This window comes from Micromonospora sp. M71_S20 (assembly GCF_003664255.1).
Lineage (GTDB): Bacteria > Actinomycetota > Actinomycetes > Mycobacteriales > Micromonosporaceae > Micromonospora.
Map to the genome: position 1 here is coordinate 283,770 of NZ_RCCV01000003.1, position 22,528 is coordinate 306,297.

Below are 22,528 nucleotides of genomic sequence, written 5' to 3' on the forward strand. Positions count from 1 at the left end.
GGTAGTGCGCCCAGGCACCGCGATCAACGAGTGGCCCTGAAACGGCTTATGAAACGCACGCTAACGAGGGCGAAGGTTGCAGTCCTCCCCAGCCTTAGGAGTTCATCCGCGCGACCAACACGTCAGCGATCTCCCGCATGCTAGTGACCACTACGTCGGCTCCGGCTTCCTGAAACTTTCCGACCTTGGCCGGGCGGTTCGCGTACCCGATCACAAGTGTCCCGGCTGCTCGCGCGCCGTCGATGTCCGAGAGTGAGTCGCCAATCAGTACGCACCGGGCCGGCGGCTCACCTACCGCGTGCGCAGCCTGCCGGATCGGTTCCGGGTTGGGCTTCATCCGCTCCGGGGCGGCGTAGGCCCGGCCAACGATCGGCGAGACATGGACGGCAAGGCGGTGCGCTGCCAGGTAGGCGCTCACGGCACCGGCAGAGTTGTTGCTGACGACCGCCACGGGGAGGCCGGCTTGCCGGGCAGCGACGACGACTTCCCGGCCGTATGGCGTCGGTTCGGCGGTCTCGACGGCCTGGCGCTCAGCCGCGCACAGTGCATCCTCTACCGCCTGCGTGACCTTCTGGTCGCCGGCGGCCCCGATGCGGCGTAGTACCTCAAGCGGGTCCGGTTCGCTGGCGAGATCCGGCGGGACTTCGATGCCGCGCCGGTGCAACACCTCGACCAGTTCCGCGGCGACCCTCGGCGCTGGATAGCCCGCGAAGACGCTGCACACCGGCCCGTCGAAGTCGAGGAGCACGGCACCGACTTCGTCGAACAGCCGGCCAAGGTCGGCGTTCATGCGTCGTACCGGTAGGCGATGGTCGACCACACCGAGTCGAACCACTGGCGCGACGCTTCCACGAACTGCGTGCCGTGGGAGGCATCGTCGTCGGTGACCGCGTAGTGGAAGAGCGGCACATCCTTGCCCATCAGGTCATAGATCGCCATCGGTTCACCCTTGATCGACACGGTGCGCTCAACGACCGGATAGAAGCCGTAGAAGACTTCGTCGCCGTTGAGGATGTAGAGCTTGAACAGCGGGGATGCCCGGTGCATCCGTACCTCGACCGTGGTTGAGCGGATGAGCCCGAGGTCGCCCAGCTCGGTGACCTGGTCGATGATGCCGTCCGCTGCCCGGCGGGTGATCCGTTCCGCTCGCTCGCGTACGGCCGGATCGTCGACCTGGGTCTCGGCTCGTGCGGGGAGTGCCATGGGGACGGTCATGTCGGAGATCAGGACGCGCACGGTGATCGTCTCTGGTGTCAGTCGCCCGACCCGGACCTTGTCGAGCGCCTCAGCGAGCGCGTCCCTCAGCGTCTCCCCGGAGAACCCGGCGAAGTCGATGCTGACGTGAGGTCGCTCGAATGCGGCTTCGATGTGGGGGCGCAGCTCGACGGCCCGCTGTGTCTGAGCGCGGACGAAGGCGCCGCTTCCCTGCCGGGTAACGATCAGTCGTTCTGCCCGGAGCAGGTCCAAGGCTCGCTTGACGGTTTCTCGTGCGACGCCGTAGCGCGCTGCTAGGTCGGGCTGTGACGGCAGCTTGTCGCCGGGGGAGAGCCGGCGCGTGAGGATGGCGGCTCGCAGCTTGTTCGCGATCTGTTGCGACGCCTGCTTCGGGTCATCAGGGTCCAGCTCACCGAGGAAATCAAGGTTCTCGCTCACAGGTTCAGACTAGCCCTGACTAGCCAAGTAGGGAAACTTCCTCGCCGCGCCCTTGACTTGGCTAGCCAGGCACAGCTACCTTCTAGACCTTGCTTGACTAGCCAGGTGCGACAAGCTGGCGAACGTCGAGTCAGGCGGGCAACTCCGTTGGATTCGCGCTACGCGCGGTGAGACCGATCAAGATCAAAGGAGACCAGAGATGCGGAACATCCCGGTGAACCTGGCTGGCTTCAAGCTGCGGGTGGTGGAGGAGCCGTCGATCAAGGCGGATCAGGACGGCAAGGTGATCACGGCTTACGGCACGAGTGACCCGCTGTACACGGTGGCGGTGTTCGCGAAGCCCCTTGCGACCGAGGACGGCTACCGGGGCAAGGGCGAGGAGCTTCGGATCACGCTCTCGGCGGACCCGGGGCAGGTGGAGGAAGGCGACCTGGTGGAACTGGTCGGGGCCACGGTGTCGCACTGGGAGCGGGACGGGCGGTCCGGCTTGACGTGGAAGGCGCAGGGCCTCAAGCCGGTCATGCGCTGAGGTAGAAAGCCTCGCCGCCCCGCCCCTGTCTGGTGGGCGACCCGTTCGAGTCGGGTCGGGGCACTTTCGTTCGGGAATGCGGTCCTTGCCGTCCTCATTTCCGGGCGTCTCGTTCGTTGAGAATTCCACAGTGGATACAGCCTTGCCTGAAACAGGTTGAATGACGCTATTCGAGAATCGAAAGGAGGTTGTCATGTCGGACTTCGAGTTGATCCTTGTCGGATTGCTGATGCTGTCAGTTTCCATCAACGTCGGATTGGTTCGCCGCGAAACGCGTCGGTGGAGGCGGGTATGGCGGCTGACCGGTCGGGAGTGACCGCCGGCCGGTGGTTTCTATCCGTCCCTCGGGTTCGTGCTTCCCGGGGGCGGGTGGTGTCCACCGATCGTGTGGGCTCCCGGGCGGAAAGGGGCAGGGGATGGATTTGGTGCCGGAGGTCGTGAAGTCGTGGACCGGCAGGGCTCGGTATGAGGCGCTGGTCGGCAACGTGCAGGGGCTGGCGCTGCTGCTGGACGGGGTGAACAGCCTGATCAAGGCGTGTGAACCGCCGCCGGGGACGCTGTACCAGTTCGCGGCCCGGATCGAGGACCTGGAGGACGCGCACAAGCAGGCCGTGGAGACGCTGCGGGCGTTCCACCTGCGGGTCAAGACGTACGAGGCGGACCTGATCGCCAAGCCGTGGAAGGTGAGTTGATGTCGTACCGGATCAGTGACACCTACGACGGCGTCGACCAGGCTATGCGGCTGCTGCGACGGTCGATGAAGGGAATGCCGGAGCGGTACCGCTACATGAAGCACTACGACGAACTGCGGCGGGCGGTGGCGGTGCTGTTGATCCTCCTGGAAGACGCGACCCCGTGGATGGAGGAGACGGAGAAGGCGAAGCGGGCAACGACGCTCGCGCGGAAGATGCTCGACACGGTCCGCTGACCGTAATTGTTCGACGGGAAGGCCCGGATTGGTGATCCGATCCGGGCCTTTCCTTGTCCCGAAACACAACTTGACGAAATTGCATTCGGACTGGTGAGAGAAGGTGCGAGAGATGGGTAAGCGCGTTCAGGGTTGGGAATGGCGTGTGGCGGGTTGGGCTGCTCGGCACCCGGGGTTCGTAGCGACTCCGGCCGCTGCGGCTGCCTCCCTGGTCGAGTTCGGGCCGGCGGCGACCGGTGGTGTGGTCGCGGGTGCGGTGGCGGCCGGTGTGGGCTGGTACCGCGGTCACCCGGACTCGTGGTCCCGGTGGGCCGCTCCTCGGCTGCGGGCTGTGCGTCGGCGGTGGCTGTCGCGGGCCTACCTCGGCCCGTGGTGGGGTCGAGTGACGGAAGCGTGCAACCTGGTGACCGTCCACCGGACGACCGGCGTGATCAACCATCCTCGGATCATTCGGGTGCGGTCGCACTCCCCGTCCACTGAGACGGTCTACGTGCGGCTGCTGCTCGGGCAGACGCCGACGATGTGGGAGGAAGCCGCTGACGCTCTTGCCGTGGCGTTGCGGGCTGAGCGGGTCGGCGTCGAGCGGGTGCGTCCCCAGGTCATCGCGCTGGTCGTGCAGCGGTCGGAGCCGTTCACCGAGGCGATCATCCCGCCGGACCTGCTGGCTGACTCCGAGGCGGTCGACCTGTCGCGGGTGTACCTGGGCGAGACCGAGCACGGCACCGACTGGTACGCGCCGCTGATCGGGCAACACTGGCTGATCGGCGGGGCCACCGGCTCGGGGAAGAACTCGGTGACCTGGATGGCGCTGCGGGCGTGCGCTCCGCTGATCCGTGACGGCCTGGTGCGCGTGCACGTGGTCAACCCCAAGGGCACCGAACTCAACGCCCTCCAGCCGGTGTCGCACCGGTACGCCGAATCCGACGGCGACATCGTGGAGGTCATCCAGGGCTTCTGGGCCACGATGCAGGCACGCAAGAAGGTTCTTGCGGAGCAGGGCCAGCGGACCTTCACCATGTCGCGGGAGACTCCGCTTGACGTCCTGGTCGTCGACGAGCTGGGCGCGGTGACCGGGTACGGCGACCGGTCCCTCACCAAGGGCGCACAGGCGGCGTTGCCGCTGATCCTGTCGCAGGCTCGGGCGCTGGGCGGCAGCGTGATCGGCGCGCTTCAGGAACCCACCAAGGACGTCATCCCACAGCGTGACCTGTTCTCCCTGCGGGTTTGCCTGCGGACCACCTCGGCCGGACACGTCGACATGGTCCTCGGTGAGGACATGCGGCGCCGGGGTGCGCTGGCCGACGAGATCCCCAACCACCCGAGCACGGCCGGCATCGGCTTCGTCGTCAAGCAGCGTTCCCGTACCCCGGTGCGGGTCAGGGCCGCCTACTGCGACGACACCGACATTGCCGACCTCGTCCGGGTCGCCGGCTGGCCGGTCTCGGAACTGGCCACGGCGGGGAAGCGGTGAGCGACATGGGGCGCGACGACAAACCGGCTCGGCTGCCTCGTCCGGTCCGCCGGCTCAGTAAGCGTCTGGATGTGGCGCGGCAGCTTCACGACCTGGAGCAGGACGCCGCGCTTGACATCGTGGACATCGAACGGCTCCGGGTGTCCGTGACCCGCTCGCTGTGGATCTTCCTGGCGGTCGGGTCGGTGTTCACCACCACCGGCGTTCAGGACTTCCTCGCCGGGCACCTCACCCCGGCCGACCCGGTCTGGTGGGGCTGCTGGGGCGTCGAACCGTGCCTCGTCGGCATCCTCATCACCGTGCTCCGGTGGGAAGCCGCGATGATCGCACGCGGCATCGACATCGACTCCGGGGCCGTCGACTGGCTGAAACGGTTCCTCCTCGGCTCGACCCTCGTCATGAACGTCGTTCCGGCGCTGTGGCCTCGGGAAGGCGGCATCAGCGCGGGCATGCTCGCGGCGCACATCATGGTGCCGGTCCTGGTGTTCTTCCTGGCCGAAGTCATGCCCATCGTGCAAGCACGCTGCACCCAGGCACGCCGCGCGATCACGCTCACCAAGCCTGAGGCCAGCGCGACCGACACCGTCGACCAGGTCCCGGCCGTCGCGGTTGAGACCCCGACTCCTCCGGTGGAAGCTCCGGCCGTCTCCGCGTCCGTGGTTCCGCCACCGATCACCCCGGTCGAGCGCGTGGCCGTCTCGGTGATGCCGGAGGCCGTGATCTCCTCCAACCCGATCACCCAGGCCGTACCGGAGCAGACCCCGGCACCGGTCCCGGCTCCGGCTGTCGAGCTGGATGGGCTGGGCATCCCGGCCGGCATGCAAGCGCAGATCCGGCAGCTCGTCGCGGACTCCACCGACCCGGTCACGGCCGTCGACGTCCAACGCGCCACCCGGCTGCCGCTGCCGATCGCGGCGCGGGTCGTCGACCGGCTTACCCCGGTCACCGCCAACGGCTACGCGCACTGACTCGCGCCTCTTCTCTCACTCGCTCCGGCCCGCCGTGCTCCACACCTCGGGGCACGGCGGGCCTGTCTCTGGAGGGATTCCATGCCATCACCACCGCACGCACCTCGACCGGCGCACGGCTACGACGCTGAGGCTGCGCTCACCCGGTGGATGCGCTCGCCGGCCTACAAGGAATGGCGGGCCGGCGTCGAGAGCGTCAAGGGCTGCCTCCAGCCTGTCCGGCTCACCGGCAAGTGGGAAGTCCGGCACCTCGGCACCGGTGACCTGATCGCATCCCGATACGGCCGGGTGTGGGCCTCCTGCGGCACCCGCCGCGCCGCCGTCTGCCCCACCTGCGCCGACCGGTACGCCGCCGACGCCTGGCACCTCATCCACGCGGGCATGAACGGCGGCAAGGGCGTGCCCGACACCGTGGCCCGATCGACCCGGCTCTTCGTCACCCTCACCGCCCCGTCCTTCGGCGCGGTGCACAACCGGCCCGGCAAGCGGCCCTGCTCTTGCGGGCGCTGGCACCCGGAAGGGCATCGACTGCTGGGCAGCCCGATCGATTCGGGCGCCTACGACTACACGGGCGCGGTGCTGTGGCAGGCGCACAGCGGCCAACTCTGGCACCGGTTCACCATCGCCCTACGCCGGGCCGTCGCCGCCGCTGGCGGGCTCACCGTCCGCGCATCCGGGGCACACCTGCGGATCTCCTACGCCAAGGTCGCCGAGTATCAGGGCCGGGGCCTGGTCCACTTCCACGCGGTCATCCGTGCGGACGGCCCATCCGGCCCGGACTCGTCACCCCCTGCCTGGCTCACCCCTGACGTCCTGGCCGACGCGGTCCGTTCCGCGGCTTCCTCCGTCGAGCTGGACACCGCCCGACCCGACGGGACCACCCTTCCCCTGCGGTGGGGAAAACAGGTCGACGTCAAGGACATCACCGCCACCGACATCGACGTCCTCAACGGCGACGACGACGGCGACCAGGTGGTCAACGACACCCGGCTTGCCGGCTACATCGCCAAGTACGCCACCAAGGGCACCGGCGCGACCGAGACCGGAGACCGGCGCATCCGCTCACAGGGGCACATCGATCAACTGCGGGTGTCCGGCCATCACCGAGCCATGATCCAAACCGCGTGGGACCTCGGCGGCCTCGACCAGTACGCCGATCTCAAGCTGCGCCACTGGGCGCACATGCTCGGCTTCCGGGGCCACTTCCTCACCAAGTCCCGCATCTACAGCACGACCTTCAAGAACCTGCGCGCTGAGCGCCGCGCGCACCAGCTTCAGACCGCGCTCACCGAAGCGGGCCTACCCGCCGATGCCGAGGTCCTGGTCGTCAACGACTGGCACATCCTCGGCATCGGCTACGACTCCCGCGAGCAACTCGAACTCGCCGAAGCCATCGGTGACCGCATCCGCGCCGCACGGAAGAAGCACGCACCAGAAAGGGGAGGGGATTCCGATGGCTGAGGTCTGGTCGGTGGAGGACGTGGCTCAGTTCCTGCGGGTCCCAGTGGCGACCGTCTACCGCTGGCGGAAGGTCAACTACGGTCCGCCGGCTGCCCGAGTGGGGAAGTACCTGCGGTACGACGCGGCCGACGTGCGGGCCTGGTTCAAAGCTCAGGCGGCGGCATAGATGGCACACATCGAAGATCGCTGGTACAAGACCATCCGGCACCCCACCGGGCGGACCGAGCGGGTCAAGTCGGAGCTGTTCGGTACGGGCCACCGCTACCGGGTCCGGTACATCGCACCGGACGGCCGGGAGCGCAGCAAGTCGTTTCCCGACCGGGCCAAGCGGGACGCTGAGGCGTTCCTTGTCTCGACCGAGACGGACAAGCTCCGGGGCTCTTACGTCGACCCGGTTGCCGGGCGGATGACCTTCATGGAGTACGCCGAAACCTGGCTCCGGACGCGCTCGTTCGACGAGTCGACCCGGGAGAGCACGGAGTTCCGGGTACGGAAGCACCTGCTGCCGTTCTTCGGGTCTAAGCAGCTGGCGGCGATCAAACCGGGCCACGTTCGGGAGTGGGATGCCGCGATGGTCGGGAAGCTGGCTCCGGCGACCCGGGCCGTCGTGTTCGCGCACCTTCGGACCATCCTCGGCGCGGCAGTCGACGACGAACGGATCGCGAAGAATCCGTGTTCGGCAAAGTCGGTGAAGCCGCCGCGACCGGTTCAGCGTCGGGTGGTGCCGTGGCGGTATGACCAGGTTTCGGCAATCCGCGGTGGCCTCGCTGAGCGGTATCGGCCGATGGTCGACCTGGGCGCCGGATGCGGGCTGCGTCAGGGGGAGATCCTGGGGCTCGGCGTCGACGACATCGACTTCGAAGCGGGCTGGGTGCACGTCTCGCGTCAGGTCAAGCTCGTCCGGTCCCGGCTGGTCTTCGGGCTACCCAAGAACGATCGTGACCGCCGGGTGCCGCTGCCTGATTCCGTCGCCCTGGTCCTGCGGCAGCACGTCGACGACTTCGCCCCGATGAAGCTCACCCTGCCGTGGGAGAACCCGGCCAGCGACGAACGGGCCACGGTGCCGCTGCTGTTCACCACTACCCGGCGGGGTGCGATCAACCGGCGCACCTTCGACGACAAGAGCTGGCGACCGGCTGTCGTGGCGGCCGGCATCACGCCGACCCGGGCCACCGGGATGCACGCGCTTCGCCACTTCTACGCCTCGTCGCTGCTCGACGCGGGGGAGAGCATCAAGGCCCTCGCGTCGTACCTCGGCCACGCCGACCCCGGCTTCACGCTCCGGGTCTACACACACCTGATGCCGGCCAGCGAGGAACGCACCCGGAACGCGATCGACAACCTCTTCGCGTCGGGAGAGAAGCCCTGACGGCCTGGCGACGGCCTACAGCGGTTGTCGCCAGGCTCCGCCCCAGGTCAGCGGATGTCTCACCGTCATAATCCGGCGTACAGGTCGACTCGTCCGTCACCCACCAGCTCAGAGCCTCGATCAAGGTTCTGAGCTGGTCTTGTTGGCGCCGTTGGTTGACTTCGGTCATCGTCGGGTGGCTGGTTGACGGCCTGGAGGCGGCCTGAGCGGGGGTGCCCTCGTCCTGGCGCGCGCTGTCCCACCGTGAAGGCTCCCGGGACGGACGTGATGGGGCTCTGGCGCGTTGCCGGCGGCGGTAGGGCTGTTGCTTTACACCTGATTCCCACCAGATGCTTGACGTGATCAGAGCGAGAGGGCGGGCCGCTTGCTTGCGATCATCCGAGTTCTGTCATGCGCCGTGTCGGCTCGGCTTTGGCCAGTGCCTTCCACTGTGCGAGTTCCTGTTCGTGCGAGCCCTCGCTGGTCGCCTGGCTGACCACAGCAGCGGCGTTCGGGCCGACGGTGCTGCCACGTGTCAGGAGGGTCAGAGGCCAGGCAGGGGTGCTGGGCTCGCCCCGGTCGAACGCGTACCAGTCCAGGGGCCGTTGAAGCTCCATGCCCGCTCGTGCTGGTCGACCAGCTCGTCACCGGGATGAAGGAATGAGTAGGGGCGGAAGATGAGGTCGATCTGGATCGGGATGTCGTCGTCGGGTCGATCTCGTACCCCCGCTCTTCGCGCGTCGGATCCTGCGACTGGCCCTCGCGGAGGACCACGACGTAGGTACGCGGCCGTGGGAGTCGTCCTGTCTCCAGCGGCGGGTCGAAGTCCTGGACCTCCGTGACGTGCACCAGGGTCGGCGGTATCCCGACGCGGCAGTGGTCGCCGGGCTGGAGGCCCTCGGCCGGCGGGTCTGTCCGGAAAAGCTCGTTCGTCCACTCGTGGCTCTCCGGGCTAGGTGGGATGGCCACATCGCCTGGCTGTGGGTGCACTCGCAATCTGCTATCTACCGTTGCCCTGGTCTCGGCGCATAGGACGCGGGTCAGGTACGCGCGTGAGATGCGATCATCCGCGCAGAACCACGAGCAGCCCTGAAGCAACACCGGGGCATCCAGAATCGCAGTAGAGCCGCCACGTCTGAGTTGACTCGGGCACCAAACCGGGCCTGGCCCGTGTCCAGCACGCTGCTTTCAGCGGATGGCTGGACTCGGAGCAGGTGGTCACGTCTGGAAATGGCTGGTGATGCCGTCCAGGGTGGTGATCAGGTTGTGCTGGAAGGTCTCCTCGGCGTTGAGATGGGCGCCGTCGACGACGAGCCGGGCGATGGTGGGGTAGCGACCTGTTTCGAGCATGCGTGTCAGGTAGGGCCCGAGGGCGGCCTGCCAGGCGGACACGTCGGTGCCAGTGGAACGGGCGGTGCGTCGTTCGGTGACCTCGCTGCGGAGCGCCCCGATGACGAACGCGTTGAGGGCGCCCATGGCCCGCTGGAGGTCGTCGATGCCGCGTACGCCATGGGCCCGGCTGAGCGCCGCTGCGGTCGACTCGCCCACGGCGAGCGCATGAGGTCCCAGGTGCGGCCTTGCGCCGAGCAGGTCGGCGAACCACTCATGCTCAAGAGCGGCTGCGCGGGTCCGGTGGACGATGGCCAGTACCGTGGCGCGCCACTCGGAGTGCTGACCGGCCTCGGCGATCTGGGCATACACGGCGTCGACCATCAGGTCGAGCAGTTCGGATCTGTTGGTCACGTAGTCGTAGAGCCGCATCGGACCGACACCGAGCTCTTTGGCGATCTTGCGAACCGACAGGCCGTCGAGACCGTGTGCGTCGGCGAGCCGGATAGCCGTGGCGGCGATCTTTGCGCGGCTCAGCGGCACCGGCGCCGCTCGCGGCTGAGGCTCGGGCCGTTCCCAGACGGGCAATGGCGCGCTACCGTACGGCGTATCCATGAGGTACAGCGTACGGTAACGGAGATGATGATGCGGATCGCGATCGCCGGCGGTGGTCTGGGCGGCCTGACACTGGCTCGAATCCTGTACCGGCACGGCATCGACGCGGTGGTGTACGAACGCGATCCGATCCGATCCGTGCGATCGCAGGGCGGATCGCTCGACCTGCACCCGGAGTCCGGGCAGCGGGCCCTGGCCCAGGCGGGCCTCGCCGGCCGGTTCCGGTCCGAGGCGCGGCCGGAGGGCGAGGAACATCGCATCCTCGACCCGGCCGGACGCACCCTCGTGCACCACACGCCACAACCCGGCTCATTCTCCGGACGCCCCGAGATCGACCGCGCCGCACTGCGCGATCTTCTGCTCGATTCGCTCCCCGGTGACACGGTGGCCTGGCAGCACCGGCTCGTCGCGGCGGCGCCGCGACCCGACGGAGGCTTCGGGCTGACGTTCGACGGTGGCCGCCGTGCCGACTGCGACGTCCTCATCGGCGCGGACGGCGCGCGCTCGGTCGTCCGGCCGCTGCTCACCGACGCGAAACTGTCCTACGTGGCCACGTTGGTGGAGCTGAGCATCAGCGATGCCGACCGGCGCCACCCGGATCTCGCCGAGTTGGTCGGCCCCGGGAACCTGTGGTGCATCGGCGTGAACCAGATCCTTGCCGCGCAACGCCTCGGCGATGGCGGCATCCGAGTCGGCATCTCCCTCCGCGCGGACGATCGGCACCTGGACACCTACCGCAGCAAGCGCGCTCTGCTGGACATGTTCGACGGCTGGGACTCGAATCTCACCGCACTCATCGAAGCCGGCGACAGCGCGCCGACGCCTCGGAGGATCGAGGTGCTGCCCATCGGCACACGTTGGGCACACCAGGCGGGCGTCACCCTCATCGGTGATGCCGCGCACCTCATGCCACCGGTTGGCGAGGGTGCCAATCAGGCCATGCTCGACGCTGCCGAACTCGCCGGCGAACTCGCCGCCAACCCCGCCGGCCCGGACTCGGCGATCCAGGCGTACGAGGAGGCAATGTTCACCAGAATCCACCCCATCGCCGAAATGTCCGCGCGAGTCCAGGCAATGATGCTGTCCCCCACCGCGGCCGACGACATCATCCGCTTCTTTACGCCACGGTCCACCGAGCCGGCACCCGCGGATTGACAACGCGCAACGCAGTCGGCCACGCCCTTGTAGACGCTCCTGCCGTGGAGGGTCGGAGCTCGCTCATCCGCTATCTGTCAATTGACCTACAACCGTGGCCCGGCCAGGCCCTGGACGGATTCAGCGAACTCGCCGCCCACCTGCGCCGCGCGGCAGGCCGCGCCCGAGCCCGGACAGACCCTGCGCGCTGTCTGCCTCGCCTACCTGTAGTTCGCGACTGAGGGCCCTGCCCTGCACCAGGCCGTGCGTTCCGTTTGGCGCGGTCGGAGGTGCCGCTGCCCTGGCGGGTGACGATCAGGCGCTCGTCTCGCAACTCTCGTAGGGCGGCCTTGATCGCCCGCGGGCGACGTTGAACCGCTGGACGAGGTCGTGTTGCGACGGCAACTCTCTCGCGAGCGTGAACTTCCTGTCTTGGCCTCCTCGAGGTGTCACACACCCGATGCGCGACATGATCTTCAAAGAAGCCGCGGAGGCCCTCCGGTTCGGAGACCGAGGCGCGCAGCGCGGCCCCCGGAAATGAGGAAGCGGGCAGGTGCGTCCGGCCTCTAGGCTCGCTCGGATGGCGACCCCGGTGCGTTATCGATCCCCGGAGGAGGACAGCGGCAGGTGGCTCGCTTTCCCGTTCCGGCGCGGCGACATCGTCATCAGCACCCGATCGAAGAGCGGCACCACCTGGATGCAGATGATCTGCGCGCTGCTGATCTTCCAGACCGCCGACCTGCCGGCGCCGTTGGCGCAGTTGTCCCCCTGGCTCGACTGGCTGACCGCTCCGCAGCGGCAGGTGTACGACCATCTCGCCGCCCAGGAGCATCGGCGTTTCATCAAGACGCACACGCCGCTGGACGGGGTGCCGATCGAGCCGCACGTGTCGTACATCGTGGTGGCGCGGCATCCGTTGGACATGGCGGTGTCGTTGTACCACCAGGGCGAGAACATCGACCGGGAACGACTGCGTCAGATCACCGGCGAACCGCAGTCCGGCGATGCACCGCCGGCACGGCTTCCCCTGCGTTCCTGGTTGGTGCGGTGGACCGAGCGTGACAGCGATCCGCAGGAGGCGTTGGACTCGCTGCCCGGTGTGCTCTGGCATCTGACTGATGCCTGGCGACGCCGGGAGGAGCCGAACGTGCTGCTGGTGCACTACGACGATCTCCTGGCCGACCTGGGTGGATAGATGCGGCGGATCGCCGCGTGGCTGGGTGTCGAGGTGCCAGCCGAGCGGTGGGCGACACTGGTGGAGGCCGCCACGTTCGGCGCGATGCGCGAGCGGTCCCAGGCCCTGGTGCCCGATGCCATGGGGGTGCTCAAAGACCATCAGGCCTTCTTCCGAAGGGGCCGGTCGGGTGCGGGACGAGCACTGTTGAGCACCGACGAACTCAGCCATTACCACCGGCGCGCGGCCGAGATGGCCCCACCGGACCTGTTGGCCTGGCTGCACCGGGAACGTTAACCCGAGGGCTGGCTGGCCGGTGCGGGGCTTGGCCCGGTGCGGCAGTCGGAAGCCCGGACCTCGATGGCGCTCGGCTTCCGGGCCGCTTCCGCGATCCGCGGAGCAGAACCGCCGCGACGGGCAGCAGGCATAAGCATTGCGTCGTAACGTCGGTTGATGCGTGACACGAGGCCGGCCGGGGTGGCTGACCGCTGCGAACATCCGACCCCTCTGGCGTCGGGCCGAGACGCCGACGTCTTCGTCATCGACGACCGACGCGTCCTTCGCCGCTACCGGGAAGGTGGAGACGTGGCGGCAGAGGCCGCAGTCATGGCCCACGTGGCGAGTCACGGTTTCCCGGTGCCCAGGGTGTACCAGGCGCGGGGAGCCGATCTCGTCATGGAAAGACTGGACGGGCCCACCATGCTGTCGGCATTCCTCGCCGGTGAGCTCGACGCCACGGAAACGGCCACCTGCCTGGCGGATCTGCACCGTCGGCTCCACGCGCTGCCGCCCCGGCTCGGTCAAGGCGAGGACGACCGGATCCTGCACCTGGACCTGCACCCGGAGAACGTCATGCTGACGTCACGGGGGCCGGTCGTCATCGACTGGCGCAACGCCACCGAGGGACCGGCGGACCTCGATGTCGCGCTCTCCGCGATCATCATCGCCCAGGTGGCCGTCGAGGAGGCGCATCCGCTGGCGTCGCCGGCCGCAACGCTGCTGGCCGCCTTCGTCGACCGCGTCGGCGGCCGCGTGCTGACCACGCTGGACCAGGCCGTGGCGATGCGGCGCGACGACCCGGCGCTCACCAGCGGCGAGCGGGAGCGGCTCGACGCCGCTGCCGCCCTCATCACCGGTCGCTGCTGGAGCCGGCAGCCGAGAGGCGCTGCCCGTCCGGGCGCATAGGATCCGGCGATGACCGATGAGCCGTCGGAACCCGGCCCGCCGCCCGCCGGTCGGGAGCCGATGCGGCGGCCGCCCAGCATCGTCATCAGCATGGTGCTGCTCGCGCTCTGGTGGGCGTACACCATCGTCGTGGCCGTCGCGTTGCTCGGCGAGGTCGGCGGCGCGGGAAACTGGCTCGCCCTGGCCTGTTGCACGGCGGGGGCCGCAGCCGTGCTCCGGGGGCTCTGGCACGGCGGCCCGACGGCGTGGCGGGTGGTGCACGGGTTCGCCGCGACGGTCGCGGTCGCGTTCCTGGTCGGGGCCGGCATCATGCTGCTCTACGGGCCGCGCCTCGGGTCGCTGATCACGCCCCCGGTCGACCCGGCCTTCGTCGCGGCGACGACGGGCGGGCTGCTGGCGGTGCTGGCGCTGTTGGTCAGCGGGATCCTGGTCCGTACCCCGCCGGCCCGCGCCTGGTGCGGCCGCCGCTGAGCCCTCACCCCCGCTGGCGAGGGCGTCCGTGCCGACGGGTGGAGCGCGGCGCGAGATCCACGACGCCGCCGGCACGACACCGGTGGGAGCGTTAGTGCCCTCGTACGACGGGTAGTCGGCGAGCGCTCCTGACAAGTGGCGGGGAGGTCGTATGACGGCGACCAGTGCCTTCTTCGAGCAGTTGGCGGATGTCGGTCACGATCCGCGGTTGTGCAAGGTCCGTGGCACAGTCCGGTTCGACATCCGGGAGGGGGACCGGATGGAGCAGTGGCTACTGGACATCGATCATGGACGCCTCCGGGTGACGCAGAGCGACGGTCCGGCGGAAACGGTCATCACGGTCACCGCCGACGTCGCGGAGGCGATGTCGCGGGGTGAGATGAACGGCCTGGCCGGGATCGCCCGGGGGGAGATCATGGTCGACGGGAACCTCGCGTTGGCGATGCGGATCGGGCGGCTGTTCCCGGTGCCCCCCGCCTCACGGCAGCAGGCCGTCTCCGGTCGCGGGGAGTGACCCGGTGAAGGACATCCCGGGCACCGTGTCGTGCATCGACGGCAGCACCTTCATAGTCTCGGATTCCAGCGGTGACGTGGAGTCGTCACCCGCGACCCCGGTCGGCTTGTTCGCCGCCGATTCGCGTTTCCTGTCCCGATGGGTGCTCACCGTCAACGGCGAGCGGCTGACCGCCCTGTCGGTGGACGACAGCCAGTACTACGAGGCGGCGTTCTTCGTGGTGCCGGGCGGGCAGACCGACTACGTGGAGGCCGACGTGTCGGCGATCCGGCGGCGGCGGATCGGACCGGACCTGACCGAGTCGCTGACGCTGTTCAACTACGGCGAGAAGGAGATGGACCTCGACGTGCGGCTGGAGGTGGCGGCCGACTTCGCCGACATCTTCGACATCAAGTTCGACGTCCGCCAGAAGGCCGGCAGCCACTACCTCCACGTGGGTCCGGACGAGTTGCGTCTGGGCTACCGGCGCGGCACGTTCCAGCGCGAGGTGTCCGTCTCGGCCAGTGAGCCCGCCGACTTCGACGAGGGCGGCGTTCGCTTCACGCTCCGGCTGCCGCCCGGCGCCCGCTGGTCGACGGAGCTGCGGGTGGTCATGCGGGCGCTGCGTCCGGACGGTGTCGACCTCCGTGCCGCGGTGCGCGCGCTGCGCCCGGACCCCGCCACCCTGCCGACGAGCGTGCGGGAGTGGCTCGCGGAGGCCCCGAAGCTGGACACCGACAGCAGCGCACTGCAACAGGTGTACCACCGCAGCCTGGTGGACCTGGCGGCGCTGCGCTTCGCCCCGCTCTCGCTCGGCGGCGCGGCCGTACCGGCGGCGGGGCTGCCCTGGTTCATGACCCTGTTCGGTCGGGACAGCCTGTTGACCTGCCTGCAGACCCTGCCCTTCACCCCGTCGCTGACCCCGCCGACGCTGCGGATCCTCGCCTCGTTGCAGGGCGCCCGGACCGACAACGTCCTGGAGGAGGACCCCGGCCGGATCCTGCACGAACTGCGCTACGGCGAGTCGGCCGCGTTCGAGGAGCAGCCCCACTCGCCGTACTACGGCACCGTAGACGCCTCGCCGCTGTTCGTGGTGCTGCTCGACGAGTACGAACGGTGGAGCGGCGACACGGCGCTGGTGATGGAGCTGGAGCAGGAGGCCCGGGCGGCCCTGGCGTGGATCGACCAGTACGCCGACCTGACGTCCACCGGTTACCTCTGGTACGAGCGGCGCAACCGGCTCACCGGCCTGGAGAACCAGTGCTGGAAGGACTCCTGGGACAGCATCTCCTACGCCGACGGCCGGCTGCCGGGCTTCCCCAGGGCCACCTGCGAGGCACAGGGCTACGCCTACGACGCCAAGAAGCGGGCGGCGCGGCTGGCCCGTACGTTCTGGAACGACCCGGCCTACGCGGACCGGCTGGAGAGCGAGGCGGCGGCGCTGTACGACCGCTTCAACCGGGACTTCTGGCTCGACGACCGGGGTTACTACGCGCTCGCCCTCGACGGCGACGGCACTCCCGTCGACAGCCTCTCCTCCAACATCGGGCACCTGCTGTGGAGCGGCATCGTGCCGCCGGAGCGGGCGGCGCGGGTCGCCGAGCACCTGATGGGGCCGGCGCTCTTCTCCGGCTGGGGAGTGCGGACCCTCGCCGAGGGGCAGGGCCGCTACAACCCGCTCGGATACCACCGCGGCACCGTCTGGCCCTTCGACAACTCGTTCATCGCCTGGGGTCTGCGCCGCTACGGATTCGCCGACGAGGCGGGACGCATCGCCGAGGGCGTCATCGACGCCGCCACCTACTTCCAGGGCCGGCTGCCCGAAGCCTTCGGCGGATTCGACCGCCACACCACGCGGTACCCGGTCCGGTACCCCACCGCCGGCAGCCCGCAGGCGTGGTCAAGCGGAGCGTCCCTGCTGCTCATCCGGATCATGCTCGGCATCGAGCCGCACGAGGACCATCTCGCCGTGGCCCCGGCGCTGCCGCCCGGTTTCGACCGGCTCGCACTGCTGGACATCCCGGGCCGCTGGGGCAGGGTGGACGCGTTCGCCCGGCACCGCTTCGACCAGCCACGAACCAACGGCGGCGGGCCCGATCCGGGTCTTTCCTGAGCCATGATGCCCGTGCCGCAACCGGGGCGACCGATCCGGGCACAGCATGTCGGGTGCGCCAACCTCCCGCGCGCCTAGCGTTGCTGTTCGGAACGGGAAGGAGAACCGGGTGCTGGAGCGGCTCAACCAGGCCATGGAGCACATCGAGCGGCACCTCGACCAACAGATCGAGGTGGCCGAACTGGCGCGGATCGCGGTGACGTCGGAGTACCACTTCCGTCGGATCTTCTCCGCGCTGGCGGGCGTCGGCCTGTCCGAGTACATCCGGCGGCGGCGGCTCACGGTCGCGGGCGCGGAGGTGCTCGCGGGGGAGCGGACGCTGCTCGACGTCGCGGTTCGCTACGGCTACGGCTCCACCGAGGCGTTCGCCCGGGCGTTCCACGCCGTGCACGGCGTGGGCCCCGGCGAGGCCCGGCGTACGGGGGCGGCGTTGCAGTCCCAGCCCCGGATGTCCTTCCGACTCGTCGTCGAAGGGAGCAGCAGCATGCGATACCGGATCGTGCACAAGGACGGGTTCCAGCTGGTGGGTCGCAAGGCCCGGGTGCCGCTGGTGCACGAGGGGATGAACCCGGCGATCGTCGCCTTCGTCAAGGGCATCCCGCCGGAGACGGTACGCCGGATCGAGGCCCTGTCCGACCAGGAGCCGCAGGGCGTCGTCAACGTCAGCGCCGACGTGGCCGACAGCCGCGCGGAGGGCACCGAACTGGACTACTGGTACGGCGTGGTGACGGGCGCGGACGCGCCGGAGGACCTGGACGCGCTGCCCGTGCCGGCGGGCGCCTGGGCGGTCTTCGAGACCTCGGGGGCGTTCCCGCAGGCGGTGCAGTACCTGTGGCGGGACGTGTTCACCCAGTGGTTCCCGTCCAACCCGTACCGCAGCCGGCCGGGACCGGAGATCTCGCGTACCCGGCTGTCGGCGGACGGCACGCAGGCGGACGCCGAACTCTGGATCCCGGTCGAGCCCGTCACCGACTGACACCGGGGGCCCTGTCGGAGACCGGCAGGGCCCCCACCTATGTAGATTTTCGATATAGTCCGGCCGTGCGCATCACCATCCCGGTCGCGCGGGTGCTCGCCGCGCTGCTGGCCGAACCGGACGTCGAGCGCTACGGCCTGGACCTGATCGCCATGACGGGCCTGCCCAGCGGCACCCTCTACCCGGTGCTGCACCGGCTCCGGTCGGCCGGGTGGCTCACCGCCGAGTGGGAGGCGGTCGACCCGTCCAGCGTGGGCCGGCCGGCGCGGCGCTACTACCGGCTGACGGTGGAGGGGGTGGCCGCCGCCCGGCGCGCACTGGCCGAGCTGCGGGCCCTGGCCCCCGACCCCCGCCCGTCCAGGGGCGGCATCGAGCCCACCGGGGCGCCGGCATGGTGAGCCGTCGCGTGGCCGCGATGCTGCTCGCGGTCGCACGGCGCCGCTGGCCGATCGAGCTTCGCGCCGACCTCGGCCAGGAGTGGGCCGCCGAGCTGCAGGTCCTCGCCGAGCGGGGACAGCGGGTGCGGATGTTGCGCTTCGCCGCCAGCCTGGCCGTACGCCGCTCCGGCGTCGACGCCCCCGACCGCGCGCCGATCGCCCGCCGACTGCTCCGGACGACCCTTCCGCTGCTGCTCGCCCCGTCGGCTTGCGTGGGGGTGGTCCTCGTCAGCCTGTTCGCGATGAACGTCGTGGTCGAGTGGCTGAGCTGGCGGGTCGGGTGGGCGTTCGACCTGCAACTGCCGATCGCCACCGTACTGACCCTCGGCGGAGCGGTGGGGCTGGCCGTGTGCGCGGAACGGCTGGCTCGCGGCGGCGCGCCCGCCGGAGGCTGGCGCGTGTCCGTCGGCATCGTGGTCCCCGTCGCGCTGACCCTCGCGGCGGCCGGGCGAGCCGTGATCGAGGACGCCGACGCGCTGGCCCGCGTCGCGCCCGGGCTGGTGCTCTGGCTCGCCGGGCTGGCCCTGGTCCTACGGGTGACGACCAGGCTGGCCGGGCGCGGCCGGGTTCGGCTCGCGTGGTGCGTCGGCGTGCTCGGCGCGATCGTCGTGGCCGACCTGGCGACGGTCGTCGCCGTGTTGAGCCACGTTCCGGTGGGCACGGGGACCGTCGTCGACGGGGTGCCGCAGGGCGTGGACCCCACCTTCGCGCCGCTGTGGCTCCTCGCCTGCTACACCGACTCGGCGCTCGGTCTGCCCGGACCGATCGAACAGGAGATCTTCCTGATCACCGACGCGGTCCTCCTGGAGCCCCTGCTCTACCTCGCCTGCACTCCCTACGCGCTGGCCTGGGCGATCCGCGTCGCCCGAGGCGGGCCGGAGCCGGCCGCCGACCACGCCGTCCCCGAACCGGTCGTCCGTCCGTCCTGACCCGACCGCGAGGCGGGGCGACCGGTCGCGGCCGGCCGCTGCCAAGCCCGGCCCGGCCCGGGCCGCAGGTCACACCGCCGCCGCGCGGATCTCGTCCAGCACGCCGCGTTGGAAGGCGCGGGCCTCGGGACCGCTCGGTGGCGGCCCGCCAGCCCGCGCCGCGATCGACCGTTCGATCAGGTCGGCGGTCGCGCCGCCGGTCGGGTCGGCAGCCGCGTCGCCGTCGGTCGCGTCGACCGGCCGGCCGCCGCCGGCGAGCAGCCGGCGGCCGGCGTCGACCTTCGCCAGCCAGACGCCGTGGCGGACCTTGACCAGGGAGCGGCAGGCGCCGAGCACCGCGTCCTCGGCCCCGGGGGCGGGACCGTCGCCGGGCGGGGTCGGCAGGGCCAGCCACCAGCGCAGCGCGTCGGTCAGCAGGCGGCGCAGGTCGGCGGGCGAGAGGTCGGCGAAGGCCTCGGCGGCCGGCGGCCCGAGCAGGGCGTACCCGCACTGGTGCAGGATGCTGCGGTCCAGGCCGTACCAGAACAGGCCGTCCTCGGCAGGCCGGTCGGCGGCGGCCCACGTCGCCCGGAACGGCATCCGCGCCCCGGTGTTCAGCTCGACCTCGAACCCCGGTTCCGGCGTGCCGGAGCGGGCGACCTCCCGGCGGTACACGACCAGCTCCAGCCCGCGCGCGGGGCACGGCAGCGCCTCGTGCCGCAGCCGCGCCACCAGCTCCTGCCTGCGACCGAGGTCGAGGGCGTCGGCGCAGACCAGCGCCACGTCGACGTCGCTGCGTCCCGGCTGGTACGCGCCCAGCCCGACCGAGCCGGCCGCGTACGCCCCGACGAGGTCGTCGCCGAGGACGTCGCGGGCGGCGGCGACCAGATCGGCGAGGTAGCGGCGCAGGGGCGGGTCGAGGTCAGTCATCGGACTCGGCCCAGGCCGTCCCGGCGGGCAGGAACCACGCGCTCGCCCCGGTGTCGAGGGCGTGCGCGACGGTCAACCGGGCGTGCCGGTCGAGCGCGGGCAGCCGGTCCGGCGGGAACCACTCCACCGCCACAGACTCGTCGTCGTTGACCCGGGCGGTGCCGGCGACCAGCCGGCAGTGGAAGCCGAGGTTGAAGAACTCGCAGCGGTCGCCGTTGGGGTAGGTGTGCGGGTGCGACACGACGCTGCTCAGGCGGACCGGCTCGACCTCCAGGCCCGTCTCCTCCCGCACCTCGCGGACCACCGCCGTGGCCGGCTGCTCGCCCGGCTCGACGATGCCGCTGACCACCGACCAGCGCCCGTCGTCGGCGCGCCTGCCGAGCAGCAACTCGCCGGCGTCGTTGCGCACCACCGCGCTCACGCTCGGTAGCTGGAGCAGGTCGTGGCCGACGCGCTCGCGCAGCCGCAGGATGTGGTCCGGAACGCCCATCCGGCGACCTTAACCCGCCCCTCGTCCGGCGGATCGCCCCGCGTCACCCCGACAGGCTGATCTCCCGGGCCACCCGGGCGTACTCCCTGGCCAACTCGGCGTCGATGCGGGCCATCCGCTCCTCGGTGAGCACCACCGCCGCGTCGCGCGCGGGCCGGCTCTCCAGCATCCGCCGCCGCAGGCCGGTGGGCGGGTGGCTGGAGAAGAGCGATGCCTCGTCGCGGACGGAGAGCTGACGCAGCCGCGGCAGCCGGTCGGCCGCCGCCGACCGGGCCTCGGCCGCCGCCGCCCGCCAACGGTCCGCGCCGTGCCCGGCCCGCGCCTCCCGGCGTACGGCGAGTGCCGTCGACCCGCTCGCCAGCGCGACGTCCAGCAGGCCGGTCGCGCCGACCGACCCGGCCACCCGGGCCGACAGTTCGTCGGCCAGGTACTCGGCGCGCTGGCTGTCCCGCAGCGCGACGCTGAGCAGGACCAGGTGCGCGCCGAACAGCAGCCGGGACAGCACCCAGCCGAACGCCTTGCCCAGCGCCTCGCCGACCATCTCCACCAAACCGACGGCGGAGACGGTGTCCACCGGGCGGACCAGGTCCGCCGCCGAACCGAGCATGGTGAAGGCGGGCTGGCTGAGCAGCATCCGCCGGGGGTCGCCGTTGACGAAGTGGCCCAACTCGTGGCCGAGCAGCGCCACCCGCTCCTGCGGGCCGAGCACGCCGAAGTACGGCAGGCCCAGGCAGAGCACCCGCCGCCGGCGTACCCCGACCAGACCCGCGTACGCGTTCAGGTCGCCGTCCACCCCGACGACGTCCGGCACGGGCGCGCCCACCGCCGCCGCCACCTCGTCGATCAGGGCGTGCAGCTGCGGTGCCCGCTCCCGGGTGACGACCTCCAGGTCCGGGTCGAGCCGGCCGAACCGGGGCCGCAGCGCCACGGCCAGGCCGAGCAGCGCGACGCCGGGCAGGACCGCCAGGTTCGGGAACGGGAACGCCACGATCAGCCAGATGCCGGTGACCGCGAGCGCGCCCACGCCGCCGATCAGCACCAGCGACGCGGCGGCGGTCAGCAGCCCGGCGCGCCCCCGTCCGTTCGCGTCGAGCGGTCGCCCGACGAGTCGGACGTACTGGCCGCGGGTCATCCGGAACGCGAGCCGGTAGGTCCACCTGTCCACCCAGGCCCAGCCGAACTCGGGGCGCCGCCGGCGGTCGTCGTACGCGTCGAGGTTCCACTCGCAGTCGGGGCACCAGGGCGCGGCGTCGCCCAGCGACACCGTGCCGGACCCGCACGCCGGGCAGTCCGTACCGGACATCGTGTCGATCACGACGCCCGATCCTGCCCACGGCTGCCGCCCGCCGGAACCGGCCGTTCAGCCGATGCCCACCGGACGCGGGTGCGACGGCTGTCGGTTGCCGTGCGGGGCCGTGCGGTGTGCGGCCCGGCCCTGTCGCATCGGGTCAGTCGGGGCACGACAGCCGTTCGAGGGCGACCGGGCCGGCGTCGGCGGGCACGGCCAGCGCGAAGCACGCCGCCGAGTCGGCCCGCTGCCAACCGAAGACGGACGCCGCCGTCTTGGCGACCCGGACGCGGAAGACCAGCCGGACGGTCGCCTCCGCGCGGGGCCCGTCGCTGCGTACGGTCAGCACCTCGACCCCGTCCACCGCGTCGGCGGCCTGCCGCAGCGTCGACTCCCCGGCCGTCGGGTCGGCGAGCAACCGCGCGCGGGCGAGTTGTGCGGTGGCGGTCACCTCCCGCTCGGCCCGTTGCTCCAGCCGCTGCTGCGACCGGTCCCGCAGCAGCGGCAGCCCGATGGCCGTCCCGACCACCGCCAGCCCGATCGCCGGCACCGCCACCGTCAGTACGCGCCGCAGCCACACCGATGTCCCACCCCCGTGTCGCACGGGGCGATTGTGCGGCACGGGCC

The 22,528-nt window shown here is 70.6% G+C and carries 27 protein-coding genes; 19 read left to right on the forward strand and 8 right to left on the reverse strand.

Features of this window, described 5'->3' with window-relative positions:
• Nucleotides 1–94: 94 nt before the first annotated feature.
• Nucleotides 95–790, reverse strand: coding sequence for an HAD family hydrolase (locus tag DER29_RS26500; RefSeq protein ID WP_121400388.1), 696 nt, complete (start codon nt 788–790; stop codon nt 95–97).
• Entirely contained in the window at nt 787–1,653 is an 867-nt protein-coding gene (locus DER29_RS26505; RefSeq protein WP_121400389.1) for a GntR family transcriptional regulator, read from the reverse strand. Before DER29_RS26505 ends, DER29_RS26500 begins: the two co-directional genes overlap by 4 nt.
• A gap of 199 nt (nt 1,654–1,852) precedes the next feature.
• Here DER29_RS26505 and DER29_RS26510 point away from each other — a divergent pair, with 199 nt between their 5' ends.
• The 9 genes from DER29_RS26510 to DER29_RS26545 all read left to right on the forward strand — a co-directional run bounded on the left by DER29_RS26510 (nt 1,853) and on the right by DER29_RS26545 (nt 8,379).
• Nucleotides 1,853–2,182, forward strand: coding sequence for a hypothetical protein (locus tag DER29_RS26510; RefSeq protein WP_121400390.1), 330 nt, complete (start codon nt 1,853–1,855; stop codon nt 2,180–2,182).
• A 193-nt stretch (nt 2,183–2,375) separates the two neighbouring features.
• A complete protein-coding gene (locus tag DER29_RS35995; RefSeq protein WP_255421077.1) occupies nt 2,376–2,498 on the forward strand; it encodes a hypothetical protein in 123 nt (40 codons plus the stop codon).
• Between the two features lie 100 nt (nt 2,499–2,598).
• Nucleotides 2,599–2,874: a hypothetical protein gene (locus DER29_RS26515; protein ID WP_121400391.1), complete on the forward strand. Its 276-nt coding sequence runs from the start codon at nt 2,599–2,601 to the stop codon at nt 2,872–2,874.
• On the forward strand, nt 2,874–3,110 hold the full coding sequence (locus tag DER29_RS26520; RefSeq protein WP_121400392.1) for a hypothetical protein: 237 nt from the start codon (nt 2,874–2,876) through the stop codon (nt 3,108–3,110). The genes DER29_RS26515 and DER29_RS26520 overlap by 1 nt, the downstream gene beginning before the upstream one ends.
• A 382-nt stretch (nt 3,111–3,492) precedes the next feature.
• Nucleotides 3,493–4,581, forward strand: a complete 1,089-nt coding sequence (locus DER29_RS26525) for an FtsK/SpoIIIE domain-containing protein (RefSeq protein WP_121400393.1) — start codon at nt 3,493–3,495, stop codon at nt 4,579–4,581.
• Nucleotides 4,582–4,586: 5 nt separating this feature from the next.
• Entirely contained in the window at nt 4,587–5,549 is a 963-nt protein-coding gene (locus DER29_RS26530) for a hypothetical protein (RefSeq protein WP_121400394.1), read from the forward strand.
• A 150-nt stretch (nt 5,550–5,699) separates the two neighbouring features.
• A complete protein-coding gene (locus tag DER29_RS26535) occupies nt 5,700–7,010 on the forward strand; it encodes a replication initiator (RefSeq protein WP_121400395.1) in 1,311 nt (436 codons plus the stop codon).
• Entirely contained in the window at nt 7,003–7,176 is a 174-nt protein-coding gene (locus tag DER29_RS26540; RefSeq protein ID WP_121400396.1) for a helix-turn-helix domain-containing protein, read from the forward strand. The genes DER29_RS26535 and DER29_RS26540 overlap by 8 nt, the downstream gene beginning before the upstream one ends.
• Entirely contained in the window at nt 7,177–8,379 is a 1,203-nt protein-coding gene (locus tag DER29_RS26545; protein WP_121400397.1) for a site-specific integrase, read from the forward strand. It abuts the gene before it with no gap.
• A gap of 374 nt (nt 8,380–8,753) precedes the next feature.
• Here DER29_RS26545 and DER29_RS26550 read toward each other — a convergent pair whose 3' ends face one another.
• The gene (locus DER29_RS26550; protein WP_121400398.1) at nt 8,754–8,975 is read right to left on the reverse strand and encodes a hypothetical protein; all 222 of its coding nucleotides are present in this window, start codon (nt 8,973–8,975) and stop codon (nt 8,754–8,756) included.
• A gap of 601 nt (nt 8,976–9,576) precedes the next feature.
• Complete coding sequence (locus tag DER29_RS26555) at nt 9,577–10,302, reverse strand: TetR/AcrR family transcriptional regulator (protein ID WP_233600170.1); 726 nt, start codon at nt 10,300–10,302, stop codon at nt 9,577–9,579.
• A gap of 24 nt (nt 10,303–10,326) precedes the next feature.
• Here DER29_RS26555 and DER29_RS26560 point away from each other — a divergent pair, with 24 nt between their 5' ends.
• The 10 genes from DER29_RS26560 (at nt 10,327) to DER29_RS26600 (ending at nt 19,214) form a co-directional block, all read left to right on the forward strand.
• Nucleotides 10,327–11,457: an NAD(P)/FAD-dependent oxidoreductase gene (locus tag DER29_RS26560; RefSeq protein ID WP_233600171.1), complete on the forward strand. Its 1,131-nt coding sequence runs from the start codon at nt 10,327–10,329 to the stop codon at nt 11,455–11,457.
• 559 nt (nt 11,458–12,016) lie between these two features.
• Complete coding sequence (locus tag DER29_RS26565; RefSeq protein ID WP_233600172.1) at nt 12,017–12,631, forward strand: sulfotransferase domain-containing protein; 615 nt, start codon at nt 12,017–12,019, stop codon at nt 12,629–12,631.
• Entirely contained in the window at nt 12,632–12,907 is a 276-nt protein-coding gene (locus tag DER29_RS35590; protein WP_233600173.1) for a hypothetical protein, read from the forward strand. It abuts the gene before it with no gap.
• Between the two features lie 156 nt (nt 12,908–13,063).
• A complete protein-coding gene (locus DER29_RS26570) occupies nt 13,064–13,795 on the forward strand; it encodes a phosphotransferase (protein WP_121400399.1) in 732 nt (243 codons plus the stop codon).
• 9 nt (nt 13,796–13,804) lie between these two features.
• Nucleotides 13,805–14,266, forward strand: coding sequence for a hypothetical protein (locus tag DER29_RS26575; RefSeq protein ID WP_121400400.1), 462 nt, complete (start codon nt 13,805–13,807; stop codon nt 14,264–14,266).
• A gap of 151 nt (nt 14,267–14,417) precedes the next feature.
• Entirely contained in the window at nt 14,418–14,780 is a 363-nt protein-coding gene (locus DER29_RS26580) for an SCP2 sterol-binding domain-containing protein (protein WP_121400401.1), read from the forward strand.
• Nucleotides 14,781–14,793: 13 nt separating this feature from the next.
• Nucleotides 14,794–16,872, forward strand: coding sequence for a glycogen debranching N-terminal domain-containing protein (locus DER29_RS26585; protein WP_121400894.1), 2,079 nt, complete (start codon nt 14,794–14,796; stop codon nt 16,870–16,872).
• Nucleotides 16,873–16,981: 109 nt separating this feature from the next.
• Complete coding sequence (locus DER29_RS26590) at nt 16,982–17,848, forward strand: AraC family transcriptional regulator (RefSeq protein ID WP_121400402.1); 867 nt, start codon at nt 16,982–16,984, stop codon at nt 17,846–17,848.
• Nucleotides 17,849–17,913: 65 nt separating this feature from the next.
• Nucleotides 17,914–18,246 carry a PadR family transcriptional regulator gene (locus DER29_RS26595; protein WP_121400403.1) on the forward strand — a complete coding sequence of 111 codons (333 nt, stop codon included), beginning with the start codon at nt 17,914–17,916 and terminating at the stop codon, nt 18,244–18,246.
• Nucleotides 18,240–19,214 (forward strand): hypothetical protein, encoded by a 975-nt coding sequence (locus tag DER29_RS26600; RefSeq protein ID WP_233600174.1) that lies wholly within the window; start codon nt 18,240–18,242, stop codon nt 19,212–19,214. Before DER29_RS26595 ends, DER29_RS26600 begins: the two co-directional genes overlap by 7 nt.
• A gap of 69 nt (nt 19,215–19,283) precedes the next feature.
• On the opposite strand, the gene DER29_RS26605 is transcribed toward DER29_RS26600, so the two are convergent.
• The 4 genes from DER29_RS26605 to DER29_RS26620 all read right to left on the reverse strand — a co-directional run bounded on the left by DER29_RS26605 (nt 19,284) and on the right by DER29_RS26620 (nt 22,505).
• Entirely contained in the window at nt 19,284–20,123 is an 840-nt protein-coding gene (locus DER29_RS26605) for a nucleotidyltransferase domain-containing protein (protein WP_121400404.1), read from the reverse strand.
• Entirely contained in the window at nt 20,116–20,613 is a 498-nt protein-coding gene (locus DER29_RS26610) for an NUDIX domain-containing protein (protein WP_121400405.1), read from the reverse strand. Before DER29_RS26610 ends, DER29_RS26605 begins: the two co-directional genes overlap by 8 nt.
• 43 nt (nt 20,614–20,656) lie before the next feature.
• Nucleotides 20,657–21,928, reverse strand: a complete 1,272-nt coding sequence (locus DER29_RS26615) for a M48 family metallopeptidase (RefSeq protein WP_199729559.1) — start codon at nt 21,926–21,928, stop codon at nt 20,657–20,659.
• A gap of 133 nt (nt 21,929–22,061) precedes the next feature.
• Nucleotides 22,062–22,505 (reverse strand): hypothetical protein, encoded by a 444-nt coding sequence (locus DER29_RS26620; RefSeq protein WP_148710110.1) that lies wholly within the window; start codon nt 22,503–22,505, stop codon nt 22,062–22,064.
• Nucleotides 22,506–22,528 lie beyond the last annotated feature (23 nt).

Coding starts and splice junctions, on each gene's coding strand:
- DER29_RS35590 (WP_233600173.1), top strand. CDS start 12,632: ATGCGGCGGATCGCCGCGTGGCTGGGTGTCGAGGTGCCAGCCGAGCGG.
- DER29_RS26520 (WP_121400392.1), top strand. CDS start 2,874: ATGTCGTACCGGATCAGTGACACCTACGACGGCGTCGACCAGGCTATG.
- DER29_RS26580 (WP_121400401.1), top strand. CDS start 14,418: ATGACGGCGACCAGTGCCTTCTTCGAGCAGTTGGCGGATGTCGGTCAC.
- DER29_RS26535 (WP_121400395.1), top strand. CDS start 5,700: ATGCGCTCGCCGGCCTACAAGGAATGGCGGGCCGGCGTCGAGAGCGTC.
- DER29_RS26540 (WP_121400396.1), top strand. CDS start 7,003: ATGGCTGAGGTCTGGTCGGTGGAGGACGTGGCTCAGTTCCTGCGGGTC.
- DER29_RS26575 (WP_121400400.1), top strand. CDS start 13,805: ATGACCGATGAGCCGTCGGAACCCGGCCCGCCGCCCGCCGGTCGGGAG.
- DER29_RS26510 (WP_121400390.1), top strand. CDS start 1,853: ATGCGGAACATCCCGGTGAACCTGGCTGGCTTCAAGCTGCGGGTGGTG.
- DER29_RS35995 (WP_255421077.1), top strand. CDS start 2,376: ATGTCGGACTTCGAGTTGATCCTTGTCGGATTGCTGATGCTGTCAGTT.
- DER29_RS26565 (WP_233600172.1), top strand. CDS start 12,017: ATGGCGACCCCGGTGCGTTATCGATCCCCGGAGGAGGACAGCGGCAGG.
- DER29_RS26545 (WP_121400397.1), top strand. CDS start 7,177: ATGGCACACATCGAAGATCGCTGGTACAAGACCATCCGGCACCCCACC.
- DER29_RS26600 (WP_233600174.1), top strand. CDS start 18,240: ATGGTGAGCCGTCGCGTGGCCGCGATGCTGCTCGCGGTCGCACGGCGC.
- DER29_RS26530 (WP_121400394.1), top strand. CDS start 4,587: ATGGGGCGCGACGACAAACCGGCTCGGCTGCCTCGTCCGGTCCGCCGG.
- DER29_RS26605 (WP_121400404.1), bottom strand. CDS start 20,123: ATGACTGACCTCGACCCGCCCCTGCGCCGCTACCTCGCCGATCTGGTC.
- DER29_RS26555 (WP_233600170.1), bottom strand. CDS start 10,302: ATGGATACGCCGTACGGTAGCGCGCCATTGCCCGTCTGGGAACGGCCC.
- DER29_RS26515 (WP_121400391.1), top strand. CDS start 2,599: ATGGATTTGGTGCCGGAGGTCGTGAAGTCGTGGACCGGCAGGGCTCGG.
- DER29_RS26570 (WP_121400399.1), top strand. CDS start 13,064: ATGCGTGACACGAGGCCGGCCGGGGTGGCTGACCGCTGCGAACATCCG.
- DER29_RS26560 (WP_233600171.1), top strand. CDS start 10,327: ATGATGATGCGGATCGCGATCGCCGGCGGTGGTCTGGGCGGCCTGACA.
- DER29_RS26500 (WP_121400388.1), bottom strand. CDS start 790: ATGAACGCCGACCTTGGCCGGCTGTTCGACGAAGTCGGTGCCGTGCTC.
- DER29_RS26610 (WP_121400405.1), bottom strand. CDS start 20,613: ATGGGCGTTCCGGACCACATCCTGCGGCTGCGCGAGCGCGTCGGCCAC.
- DER29_RS26550 (WP_121400398.1), bottom strand. CDS start 8,975: ATGGAGCTTCAACGGCCCCTGGACTGGTACGCGTTCGACCGGGGCGAG.